At 63.3% G+C, this 12,516-nt stretch carries 7 protein-coding genes and 1 pseudogene; 7 read left to right on the top strand and 1 reads right to left on the bottom strand.

Features of this window, described 5'->3' with window-relative positions:
* Positions 1-495: 495 nt before the first annotated feature.
* From CO655_RS23725 to CO655_RS23695, 7 genes are all read left to right on the top strand, one after another.
* A complete protein-coding gene (locus CO655_RS23725) occupies positions 496-1,173 on the top strand; it encodes a FadR/GntR family transcriptional regulator (RefSeq protein ID WP_097667035.1) in 678 nt (225 codons plus the stop codon).
* Positions 1,170-2,462, top strand: a complete 1,293-nt coding sequence (locus tag CO655_RS23720; RefSeq protein ID WP_097667033.1) for an MFS transporter — start codon at positions 1,170-1,172, stop codon at positions 2,460-2,462. Before CO655_RS23725 ends, CO655_RS23720 begins: the two co-directional genes overlap by 4 nt.
* Before the next feature lie 129 nt (positions 2,463-2,591).
* Positions 2,592-4,124: a carboxypeptidase gene (locus CO655_RS23715; RefSeq protein WP_097667031.1), complete on the top strand. Its 1,533-nt coding sequence runs from the start codon at positions 2,592-2,594 to the stop codon at positions 4,122-4,124.
* Between the two features lie 10 nt (positions 4,125-4,134).
* A complete protein-coding gene (locus CO655_RS23710; RefSeq protein WP_097606961.1) occupies positions 4,135-4,536 on the top strand; it encodes a GFA family protein in 402 nt (133 codons plus the stop codon).
* A 637-nt stretch (positions 4,537-5,173) separates the two neighbouring features.
* The gene (locus tag CO655_RS23705) at positions 5,174-8,716 is read left to right on the top strand and encodes a DUF5801 repeats-in-toxin domain-containing protein (protein ID WP_097667029.1); all 3,543 of its coding nucleotides are present in this window, start codon (positions 5,174-5,176) and stop codon (positions 8,714-8,716) included.
* Positions 8,717-8,802: 86 nt separating this feature from the next.
* Positions 8,803-10,548, top strand: a complete 1,746-nt coding sequence (locus CO655_RS23700) for a type I secretion system permease/ATPase (protein ID WP_097606815.1) — start codon at positions 8,803-8,805, stop codon at positions 10,546-10,548.
* The gene (locus CO655_RS23695; RefSeq protein ID WP_097667027.1) at positions 10,545-11,879 is read left to right on the top strand and encodes an HlyD family type I secretion periplasmic adaptor subunit; all 1,335 of its coding nucleotides are present in this window, start codon (positions 10,545-10,547) and stop codon (positions 11,877-11,879) included. Before CO655_RS23700 ends, CO655_RS23695 begins: the two co-directional genes overlap by 4 nt.
* A 44-nt stretch (positions 11,880-11,923) precedes the next feature.
* Here the strand turns inward: CO655_RS23695 and CO655_RS23690 are convergent.
* Positions 11,924-12,498 (bottom strand): annotated as a pseudogene (locus CO655_RS23690) (Lrp/AsnC family transcriptional regulator).
* Positions 12,499-12,516: the final 18 nt, after the last annotated feature.

Below are 12,516 nucleotides of genomic sequence, written 5' to 3'. Positions count from 1 at the left end.
CCGGGACCCGCCGCCGCTTCGGCGGGAATGCTGAAATTGTCGAACGTCAAGGCTAATAACAGCTTAACGCGCGGCGGGTTTGCAAGCGCAAGGTGACGGTTTCGTGGCGCCCGGCGCCTTCAAATTCAGCAAAGCTCTGTGTTTTTTTGTGAACGGTCGGATCCGCCGAGGCCGGACATTGACGGGGATTTCTGCTTGCATCTCGAAAGAATCAGCCTACCTTGGGTCTATCAGCAACAGAACGAAAGGAAGGTGATCCAATGTCTAATGAGATTTCGGACCTCGTAACGGGCATGGAAGAGGTGATGAAAGCGAGGCAGCCCTCGCTCTAAAACCCGCCTTCCTGGGGCTGCTTTGACAGTCCAGGCCAGTTCGAGGCCAAACTCATGGAAAGGGTCGCTGAGGCGGCCCTTTTTTATTGCCCGGATTTTGCTTTGACGAGAAGAAGAAAGTCCATTACTCATAAAGTCATCCGATGACTTTATGAGTGGCTCCATGCGTGCGATCAGCAGGACAAATCTCGCCGATGAGGCGATCGAGGCGATCCGCGGCGACATCCTCGGCAAACGCTGGGCGGTCGGCGATAAATTGCCGAATGAAGCCTCGCTGTCGGCCATGCTCTCCGTCAGCCGCGGCACGGTGCGCGAAGCGGTACGCGTCCTCGTCTCCCAGGGCTATCTCGAAACGCGGCAGGGGTCGGGCACCTATGTCCGCTCGACCAGCGATGCCGGACGGCCGCTGACGATGGCGCGGCGCGCCAGCCTGCGAGACCAGTTCGAGGCGCGCCTGGCGCTCGACGTCGAGGCCGCCCGGCTGACGGCGATGCGCAAGACGCCGGAGACGGTAACGGAGCTTCGCCGGCTGCTTGCCGAGCGCGGCACCTATGACGGCGGCGACAAGGCCGGCTTCATCGAGCGCGACCTCGCCTTCCATAAGGCTGTCATCGCCGCGTCGGGCAACCGGGCGATGGTCGAGATCTACGATTTCTTCTCGGCCTCGATCGCTGAGACCATCGCGGCGACGCTGGGGAAGGATATTCCCGAACCGGATATCCAGGCGCATGCCGATATCGTCGACGCGATCGAAACCGGCGATCCCGACAAGGCGGATGCGGCGGTGCGCCGCTTCATGGCGCCGGTTCTCGTGGCCCTCGACCGGATGATCCTGTCATGAATGCGCCTTCCAACGATCTCACCGCCACGCTCGACCCGGCCGACGAACTGCTGATCGACGCCGAAGCCGGCAGCCTGCCGCTGCCGCAGGCGACACCGGTGGGCGGTGCCGCAGATCGTTTCCTGCTCGGCGCCAGCCTCGTGCTGATCGCCTTCAACCTGCGGCCGGTCTTTTCAAGCGCCTCGGCGCTTCTGCCCGAAATCCGCTCGGAACTTGGTCTCACAGCGCTCGGCGCCAGCCTGCTGACGACGCTGCCGGTCGTTTGCCTCGGCGCCTTCTCGCCGCTGGCGCCGCGGCTTGCCCAGCGCCTCGGTTCGGAGCGTACGCTGCTCGGCGTTGTGCTGCTTCTCGCCCTCGGCACTGCATTGCGCGGGTTTTCCTCCGTGCCGCTGCTCTTCATCGGCACGGCGCTCGCCGGCGCCTGCATTGCCGTCGGCAACGTGCTGCTGCCGGGGTTGGTCAAGCGGGATTTCGCCACACGCACCGCCTTGATGACCGGCTTCTACACGATGGCGCTCTGCGCAGGCGCGGCAAGTGCCGCCGGGCTGACACTGCCGCTCGAGCACGCGCTCGGCGGCTCGCTTGCGGGTGCGCTCGCCATCTGGGCGCTGCCGGCGCTCGCCGTCGGCCTGATCTGGCTGCCGCAGGTTCTGCGCAGCAGCGGCCAGGCAAGACGAAACGGAACCCACGTCAAAGGCCTCTGGCAGGACCGGCTTGCCTGGCAGGTGACGCTCTTCATGGGGCTACAATCGGCGCTCGCCTATTGCGTCTTCGGCTGGCTGGTTCCGATCCTGCGCGAACGCGGGCTCGACGGCGTCACCGCGGGGGTGATCGTTTCACTGTCGGTGATGGTGCAGGCCGCATCCTGCCTTGTTGTGCCGCATATCGCCGTGCGCGGCCGCGATCAACGGCTGATCAATGCCGGCCTCTGCGGCGTCGCCGTCGTCGCCCTGCTCGGCCTGCTCTTCGCGCCGCTGTCGACGGTCTGGCTCTGGGCTTTGCTGCAGGGCATCGGCCAGGGCGGGCTGATCGCGGCGGCGATGACGACGATCGTGCTGCGCTCGCGCGATCCCGATGTCGCCGCCCATCTTTCCGGCATGGCGCAATGCGTCGGTTATCTGCTTGCCGCCGTCGGCCCGCTCATCGTCGGCCTCATTCGCGGCTGGACCGGCAGCTTTTCCTGGTGTGCGCTTCTCTTCGTCGCGCTCGGGCTCGCGGCCGCGATCAACGGCTGGAAGGCCGGCCGGCCGCTGGAGGTGAATGTGCGCGCGATCGAGAAGGCATCCTGAGCCGCTCGCTCACGCGCTCACCTGCTCACTCAGTTGCTCGCTCACCGGCCCATCACCATCTCTTGATGCCGGTCGCCTGCTGCGGATGCTACGCTATCTCAACCCGCATGCCGCGCCGGAGGAGACATTTTGCGTATACAGCCCCTGTTTCTGCTGGCCGCGCTTGCGGCGTCGCTGCTCCCTGCCCTCTCTCCGGCACAGGACGGCGGTCAACCGAAGGCGAATGTCGAGCGCAGCGTGCGCGAGGGCGTGCTGAAGCTGCTGCCGGCTGATTCCGTCACCGAACACGAACTGACGATCGGCGGCCGGAAGATCGGCTATACCGCAACCGCCGGCACGCTCGATCTCTTCGGCCAGGACGGCGCCCGGACCGGCGCGATTTTCTACACCGCCTATGTCGCGAAAGACGCGGGGGCCGACCGGCCGTTGACCTTTGCCTTCAATGGCGGGCCGGGGGCGGCTTCCGCCTTCCTGCATCTCGGGCTGGTCGGACCGAAAGTGCTCGATTTCGGGCCTCAGGGACGCGACGGCGCCAACGCGAAACTGGTCGACAATCCCCAAAGCTGGCTCGATTTCACCGACCTCGTGCTGATCGATCCGATCGGCACCGGCTGGAGCCGGACGGTCAAGGCCGACGACGCTTCCAACTATTACAACGTCAACTCCGACGCCCAGAGTATCGCCAAGGCGATCGCACTCTATGTCGCGCACAACAACCGGTCCAATTCGCCGAAATATCTTCTCGGCGAAAGTTATGGCGGCTTCCGCGCCGCCAAGGTCGCCTCGGTGCTGCAGGAAAGCCAGGGCATCGTCGTCGCCGGCGCGGTCATGCTTTCGCCCTTGCTCGAAGGCCAGCTGATGTTCAACGCCGATCAGTTCGCGCTCGGCGCAGCACTTGAGCTGCCGTCGCTGGCGGCCGCCGAACTCGACCGGCACAACGCCTTTGACGAAGAGAAGCAGCGCGAGGCGGAAACCTTCGCGCTCGGCGACTATCTGACGACGCTCGCCGGCCCACCGCCGACAGGGAGCAGTGCCGCCGCCTTTTATGGCAGGATTGCCGGACTGACGGGTATCCCTGAGGATATCGTGGCGCGTAACCGCGGCTTCCTCGGCAATTCCTTCGTCAAACATTCGGATGGCGGCAGCGGCGCGGTGATGAGCCCCTACGACGCTTCCTTTGCCGCCCCCGACCCCTATCCGGAATCGGATTACGACCGCGGCGACGACGCCATCCTAGACGGTTTCACCCGCGCCTATGGCGGCGCCTTCGCCGACTATGCCCGCAGCCAACTCGGCTTCAAGACCGAGATGACCTATTCGCTGCTCGACGGCGATATCAGCCGGCGCTGGGAATGGAGTGGCGGACGCGGCGGCGGGACGCGCTTGCAGGCCAGCGCCACCGACGACATCAGGCAGTTGCTCGCCTCCAACTCTGCATTTCATCTGCTGATCGCCCATGGCTACAGCGATCTGGTGACGCCTTACGGCGTCAGCCGCTACGTCGTCGACCATCTGCCGCCTTCGCTCACCGGCGGACGCGTCGGGCTGAAGCTCTATCGCGGCGGCCATATGTTCTACACGAATGCCGACCAGCGGGCCGCCTTCACGGCGGATGCCAAGGCCTTTTATGCCGAGCGGCCGGCGGCCCCGCCGGCAGATTGAGGACGGGCCGATGCATATATCAGGAGGATGCCATTGCGGCGCGATCCGCTATCAGGCGGAGATCGACGCGGAGCGGGTTTCGATTTGCCATTGCACCGATTGCCAGCAGCTGACGGGTTCGGCCTATCGCGTCACCGCGCCGGCGCGATCGGAACGCTTCACGCTGATATCGGGCGAACCGCGCGAATACAGCAAATATGGCGACAGCGGCGGCCTCAGCCGGCAGTTCTTCTGCCCGACTTGCGGATCGCCGCTCTACCGCACCAATGGTAAAGGCAGCGCCGTCGGCATCCGTCTCGGCAGCATCGACCAGCGGCGGGAACTGATGCCGACGAAACAGATATGGTGCCGCTCAGCCTTGCCCTGGGTGGAGAATATCGAACCGCTGCCGCGGTTCGACGGCGAGGATTGAGAGACATTCCAACGCCGCCCGTCTGAAAAGACGTGGCGCGCGACAATCGAGGGCGCCATTTCCGACCGGCTCTCGATGATACCTGCTCTGCTCATTCGACCTCGTTTGGCTTTGTCTCGTCGCAACCGGACACCCGCCTCGAATGCTCGACCAGGCGCCGCGCCACAAGTCCGCCGTTGGACTTGCGTCGAAAGGTCAACACAATGTATTCATTCATGAAAAGCAGAAAAATCGCCATTAAAAATCAATACAGATCCTCCGTTAGCTCGAACTGGCTAAGTGAAATTTCCCCCAACTTATAGTATAAAGAAACTGGAGGGGAATTCTAGCACCGCGTTTGGTAGGGGTTGCACAGCCACAAATGTATTTCTTCTGAATTTTACAAACTCTGTCTTGCATTAATGAGAATGTAAACTTCGGAGTTGCTGTTATGACATCCTCTATACATAGACTTTGGTCTTAATCAACGGCGGACTTTGGTCTTAATACCCTCCAATTGAGACGGACTGTCCCTCTCCATCGGCGAGACAATCGCGATCGATGGGAGCTGCAAGTCCGATGCGCAAGCGGTGGACCTGCCGGGTGCATTCGGCATCCGGGGCCCGCCCCCCTGCGACTTAACCGAGGGAGAATCTCCATGGCACTCGACATCACAACCCAGGACCTCGTCATCGACGAGACCGCCACTTTGCAGGACGACGATATCGATGCGTCGCTTGCGCCGCATAGCACCAACACGACGCTGCAATATATGTTGGGCCGCGATGGCTCGGGCGGGCTAGCCTCACCGGAGGTCGCCTTCCAGTCCAACTTCGTCGTCGCCTCGGCGAGCGCAGGGGAAACCATCACCTCGGTGATTCTCACCCAGAACGCTTCCGGGACGCCGTTTTCCACCACGGTCGGCGTCAACAGCGGCATTCGCACGGTCGATGGCAATTATATCTGGCTGTTCCAGGACCCGACGCATGCAAACGTCGTGATCGGTGTCATTGGCACTTCCGACCCGGATGCCGAGCCCGCCGAGAACGGGGCACTTGCCTTTTCGCTCGCGCTGATCAGCACCAGCCCCACCAATGCCGACCTGTACACGGTCCAGTACGTGCCGTTGCTTCATCCCGACGCAACCAACGCCGACGACCGCATCGATCTGACCAATAAGGTGTTCGCTTCGGTCACCGGAACCTCGGTGGTCAATTTCAGCCAACTTGGCGACGCCCCTTCCGGACACAACAACTGGTATATTCTCGACGCCGATGCAGCCAGCCCGCAGAAGATCCTGGTCACGGCGCACGACAATGGCGTGCAGGCGGAAGTCAATGTCAGCACGCAAGGCCTGGGCGTCGCCTCTCAAGACGTGCGCTTCGGCCGCGAGCTTCAGATCGACCTGATCAGCGGCGGCACCCAGAGCGCGGGCAAGGACTTTACCGACACGCCGATCGCGCCCGACTACGGCTCACACCTCGAGAACGTCTCCAGCGCCGGTTTCTCGATCTCGCAATCGACCCCGACCGGCACCGTCGCCGACATCGAGATCCACGCCTATAATAACGACGACAATGTGGAAGGCGCTGACTTCCCCACTGACGACAACGATAACGAGATCAACATCACCGGCGTGACGTTCAAACTGAACGGTGAGACAAAAACGGCGGCAGAGCTCGGCATCACGGTCAATCTCAACGGCAACGGACTGATCCTCGAGGATGTCGGCGAGGGCGTGACGGTCGATTTCACCACTGCGGGCGGGGCAGGCGGAACCTTCGATCGCTTCACCATCAAGAATATCGACACCGAGAAGGACTTCTTCGACGTCAAGGAAGTGCATTTCGGCGGTGAGGTCAGCAACGCTCATAACGAAGAGGTTGGCTCCTTCATCAACTTCGACGATGACGGGCCGACGATTACCGCAACCGGCACCCCGCCGAACCTGACGGTCGACGAGACCATCCTGGCGACCAATGCCACCGGCGACTTCTCGACCTTCTTCACCTCAAATGCCGGGGCCGATGGCGACGACATCACCTATTCGCTCGGCATCAGCCAGGTCACCAATGTCAGCGGCCTCACCGATACCGCAACCGGCCAATCGGTGCTGCTCTTCCTCGAAGGCGGCAATGTCGTCGGCCGCGCCGGCGCTGGCGGTCCTGTTGTCTTCACCGTCAGCGTTAATGCTGCCGGCGTCGTCACCCTCGACCAGGCTCGGGCAATCATCCACGCCGATGCCAGCGACCCGGATGACAGCCGGACCCTGGCTGCCGACGACCTCATCACCCTGACGGCGACCATCACCGACAATGACGGCGATCCCGCCCCGGCCACGCATAATATCGGCCAGAACCTCAACTTCGAGGATGACGGGCCGGCGATCACGGCAACCGGCAGTCCGCCGAATCTGACAGTCGACGAGACCACCCTGGCGACCAATGCCACCGGCGACTTCTCGACCTCCTTCACCTCAAATGCCGGGGCAGATGGCGACGACATCACCTATGCGCTCGGCATCAACGCGCTCAACAATGTCAGCGGCCTCACCGACACGGAAACTGGTCAATCCGTGCTGCTCTTCCTCGAAGGCGGCAGCGTCGTCGGCCGCGCCGGGGCCGGCGGTCCTGTTGTCTTCACCGTCAGCGTCAGTGCTCTCGGCATCGTCACCCTCGACCAGGCACGGGCAATCATCCATGCCGACGCCAGCAACCCGGATGACAGCCGGACTTTGGCTGCCGACGACCTCGTCACGCTGACGGCGACCATCACCGACGGCGACGGCGATCAGGCCACCGCCACCCACAATATCGGCCAGAACCTCCACTTCGAGGATGACGGCCCGACGATCACGGTGCCGTTTGACGGCGACCCCGGTACCGCAGGTATTCAGCACGAAACCCTGGCCAACGCGCTCAACGCTTCGGCTAGCGGCGCCTTCGGCTACAATATCGGCGCGGATATTCACCCGGCTGCCTTCTATACGAATGGCTCCGACTTCGTCGATCAAGATCTCGTGGCGGCCGGCGTCCAGATCGGACTGACCGGCACGATTACCGGCGGCGGCAGCGGCAGTCTCCTCAGCTCGAATGTGACGCTGGCGTCGGAGAGCCTCACCTCCGCAACGTTCAACTTCACCTTCACCTACGACAGGGATCCGGCGGCCGGCGACCAGATCGGCACGGCAGGCGGCACCCTCATCTTCGACAAGGCGGCCGACACCTATACCATCACCCTGTCAGACCCGCTGGAAGGCTTCAGCTTCGACATTCTGCATACCAGCGAGCTCCTGTCCAAGGAGCCGACGAGCAATACCGGCCATCCGCAAATCGTGGTGGAACTGCTGCAGGAGGATGACCCGGACACATCACCTGATGAAGACTTCTACGTGCAGTTCACCGGCAACTTGGTCAACAGGGCCAACCCATTCCGCTTGACGAACGATGGCGAGGGCACGTCCGCTGACTCCACCTTCACCGTCGGCGGTCACGAGATGGTGAGCAACAGCAATGAGACGTGGGTCTCTGCAACGCAGAGCACCAACGGCGTCGCCGGCGACACGATCCAGAAAGACGAACTGCTGACCTTGCGGTTCTTCAGCAGCAATGTCGGCATCGCTACCGAGGCCACCACCCCGACGGCGACTGCCGGCGCGATGGCCATCAAGTTCGACGGTATCGGCAACAGCGAAGACCTGATGCTGATCCTCAACCTGATCGATTTGAACGGCGCCGACAACATCGCCGGCAACAGCGACGACAATGCCACGATCACGCGGGCCATGTATGTGTCGAACGCCGACATCTACAAGACCGGCCAGGTCCCGGCTCCCTACAGCAGCGAGTTCACGCTCGACAATAATGACGGCCTCGTGATCGTCGAGCAGAACGACTACAATGCGGCCGACGAAGACTACGTGCTGCAGGGCGCGCAGATCATGCAGTCGGGCAACGGGATCACCGGCAACAATACCGCGATCGACCTCAACAGGGTGACCGGCGCCAACGGCGGCAGCAATGCGACCACCGGTCTGGTGAACTTCGACGCCACCGACAACGACGTACTGAAGATCACCGACATCGGCTTCACCTCCACCGTGACCCAGACGCCGGACGCCAACCTCGACTTCGCCTTCCAGGTGGTCGATGCGGACGGGGACCAGACGGAGATGCAACACATCCTCGTCGACGTCGCCTGACGTGTCACCAACGGGGGCAGCATCCGCTCCGCTGCCCCCGTCATGCATTGCACAGGGTGTCATCTCGAGTACCAGAGATAGAAAAGATGAAAACCAAACAGCCGCCCCCGGCGCTTCAGGTGGTGATGAAAGAAGCCAGACGGGCCATCCGGCCGCTTATCTGGTTCAGCGGCGGCATCAACGTGCTGATGCTGACCGGGGCGCTTTACATGCTGCAGGTCTATCACCGCGTCTTGTCCAGCCACAGCCTCGAGACGCTGCTGATGCTGTCGCTGATGGCGGCAGGCGCACTTGCGGCCATGGCGGGGCTGGAGGTGGTGCGCGGTCGCCTTCTGGCAACCGTCGGAGCGTGGATGAACGCGCGGCTGGCGCCCGTTCTGCTGACGGCATCGGTGGAATACGCCGCCTCGGCGCCCGGCCAGGCCAATGCCCGCCCGCTGCGCGACCTCGATCAGGTCCGGAATTTCTTCACCAGCCCGAGCATCTTCCCGATCCTCGATGCGCCTTGGGCGCCGCTGTTTTTCGCCGCCATATTCTTCATGCATCCCTGGCTGGGCTGGCTGGCGCTGTCGGGCGGAGCGGTGCTGTTTGCGCTGGCCCTGCTCAACGAATGGCTGACACGCAAGCCGTTGACCGAGGCGACCAGCGCACAGTCGCGGGCCTACACCCAGGCCGAGGCAGCGATCCGCAACGCCGAGGTCGTCCAGGCAATGGGCATGCTGAAGCCGCTGCTCGAGGGCTGGAAGGTGCAGCAGGACGAGGCAAACAGGGGCCAGGTTCTTGCCGCCAACCGCGGCGGGATCATCTCGGCCATCGCCCGGTGCCACCGGCTGGCGCTGCAGATGGGGATATTGGGCCTCGGGGCCTATCTCGTCCTGCAAAACGAGGCTTCCCCGGCGATCATGGTCTCCGCCTCCATCCTGATGGGCCGCGCGCTATCGCCGGTCGAGCAGGCGATCGGCACGTGGAAGGCGACGGTCGGCGCGCGGGCCGCCTACCGGCGTCTCACCGCCGTCGCCGGCCAGCACCCCGAGGCCACGCCGGTTCTGGCGCTGCCGCGGCCGACAGGCCGGTTCGAGGCCGACAACATCGTGCTTGCCCGACAGGGCAGCGAACATATTCTGAAAGGGATCAACTTCCGTCTCGAACCGGGTGAATCCATGGCTTTGATCGGCCAGAGCGGGGCCGGCAAGACCAGCCTGGCACGCATACTGGCCGGGGCCTGGCGCCCTTCCGGCGGGCGGGCTTTGCTCGATGGCATGGATGTCGCCCAATGGGCGGCGGAGGACCGCGGTCATCATGTCGGCTATCTCCCGCAGGACATCGAGCTTTTCGCCGGGAACGTCTGCGAAAATATCTGCCGCTTCGCCACCGTCAGTCCCATAGTCTTCGACAAGGCGGTCAAGGCAGCGCGGCTGGCGGGCGTCCACGATTTGATCAAAGGGCTGCCGAAGGGTTACTTGACCGAGATCGGCGAATCCGGCGCGGTGCTGTCGGGCGGACAGCGCCAGCGCATCGGCCTGGCGCGGGCGCTCTACGGCGATCCGGCGCTCATCATCCTGGACGAGCCCAATTCGAACCTCGACCGAGAGGGTGAGGAGGCCTTGATCGCAGCGCTCGGCACGGTCAAGGCGGCGGGCACGACCGTTATCCTGATCGCGCACCGACCGAACATCATGGAAACCGTCGACAAGATCCTGGTCCTCAACCGCGGCCAGCAGGACCTGTTCGGTCCGCGCGACCATGTCTTCAATGAACTCGCCGCACGCGTCCGCAAGGTCGCGCAGATGCCGACGATCGTGGCGAAGCAGCAAGGAACGAAACAGCCATGACGGACATGAAGGTCGTCCCGTTACCGGTTTCGCCCCCGCCTGCGCCAGTCCCCCTGCGTCTGACAGGCGTAACGGTCACAGGGTTCGCGATCATCTTCCTGTTCTTCGGCATGGCCGGGGGCTGGGCGACACTCGCCCCGCTGGACAGCGCCGCGGTGGCGCCTGGTGTCATCAAGGTTGCCGGCGACCGCAAGCTCATCCAGCATCTGGAAGGCGGCATCATCGCCGATCTGAACGCCGCCAATGGCGATATCGTCAAGGCGGGCAAGGTGCTCATCCAGCTCGACGGCACGCAGGCGAGGACGAAGCTCGATCTGCTCCAGAACCGGATCGCAACGCGTGAGGCGCTGGCCGCGCGTCTGCGGGCCGAGCGGGACGACAAGGCCGAAATCGAGTTCGATCCGGCCTTGCTGGCAAACCCGACCCGGTCGGCAAAGGACGCGGTGGCCGCGCAGCGCGATGTCTTCGCGGCGAAGCACCACAATTTGAAGGACGAGCGGGAAATCCTCAGCCAGCGCCGTCGTCAGACCCAGGAAGAGATCACGGGGCTGGAGCATCTGATCGTCACCGAGGACAAGCAGATCGAGGTGTTCGAGGGGGAAACCAAGGACCTTGAAAGTCTCCTCAAACGCGGCCTTGTCACCCGGGAGCGATGGCTGCTGCTCAGACGGCAGCAGCGGGAGGTCGAGGGCGAACGTGCGACCAATGTCGCGGCCATTGCCCGCGCCAAGAGCGCCATGGCCGAGATCGACATGCAAATCCTCAATCTCAGCACCTTGCGGCTGAACGAGGCGGTCGAAGAGCTAAGCAAGGTCGAGGCGGAACTGTTCGACCTCAGGCAGGAGGAGCGCGCCGCCAAGGACGTGCTTTCCCGCACCAATGTCGTCGCACCGGTTGACGGCATCGTCATGGACCTGAAGGTCCACACAGCAGGCGGCGTCGTCAAACCCGGCGAGACGTTGATGACGGTCGTGCCGCTCGGGCAGCAGCTCGTGGTCGAGGCCATGGTCAGGCCGGAGGATGTCGAGACGATCGCGCCCGGGCAGCGCGCACGCGTCAGCTTCCCGGCCTTTGCCCGCTACAACCTGCCGCCGCTCGAGGGCGTCGTCGAGATCGTCTCGGCCGACCGGATGGTGGAGGAGCGCAGCGGGGCGCCCTATTTCGCCGCAACCGTGCTGATCGACAAGAGCGAACTTGCCAAGCTGGAGGGCCGCAAGCTCATGCCCGGCATGTCGAGCGAAGCGTTGATCCGGACGGGTGCCCGCACCGTGCTTTCCTATCTGGCCGAGCCGATCACGCAGAGTTTCCGCCGCGCGCTGCGGGAAAAATAGCTGGAGTCGAGGATCGAGGAACACTGACGGCGAAACGCCGCCAGCTATTCCTGTGCCGGCAGATCTGGCCAGCTATCCGTGACGCCAGCCTGCACCGGACGCTCGAGATAGGTGGAAAGAGCGATATAGCTGCGGGTGCCGGTGACACCGGGAACGGCATGGATCTGCGCCAGAAAAGCCTCCAATGCCTGCGGGCTTGCGGTTCGGACCTTGAAAAAAACGCTGGCGTCACCCGCGACCGAATGCATTTCCTCGACCTCGGGAAAACGCAAGACCTGCGTCAGCCGCTCGCTCTTGCCCCAGCCCGCCGCCTGCACGAAGGCAAGCAGCGGCTTGCCAAGGGCTGCTCCATCCAGCGCCGCATGAACGCCTTTGATGGCGCCCGATTGCTTGAGCCGGCGCACGCGCTCATGAACGGCCGGCGCCGAGAGGCCGACCGATTCGCCTAGCCTCTGATAGCTCTGGCCGCTGTCGGCGGCGAGCGCGGCTAATATTTTTCGGTCGAAAGCATCGATGACCGGCGGCTGCGGACGCTTCGGCCGAAGATCGTCTGTATTTTTTCCCATTCGGCAAATCTCCTTTCTGCCGAAGAATAATCAGCGATATTGGTGTTCCTCAATAGATCATTCGGAAAAGA

Source organism: Rhizobium sp. M1 (assembly GCF_002531805.1).
GTDB classification, from domain to species: domain Bacteria; phylum Pseudomonadota; class Alphaproteobacteria; order Rhizobiales; family Rhizobiaceae; genus Rhizobium; species Rhizobium etli_C.
This window is presented reverse-complemented; position numbering and strand designations above follow the sequence as displayed.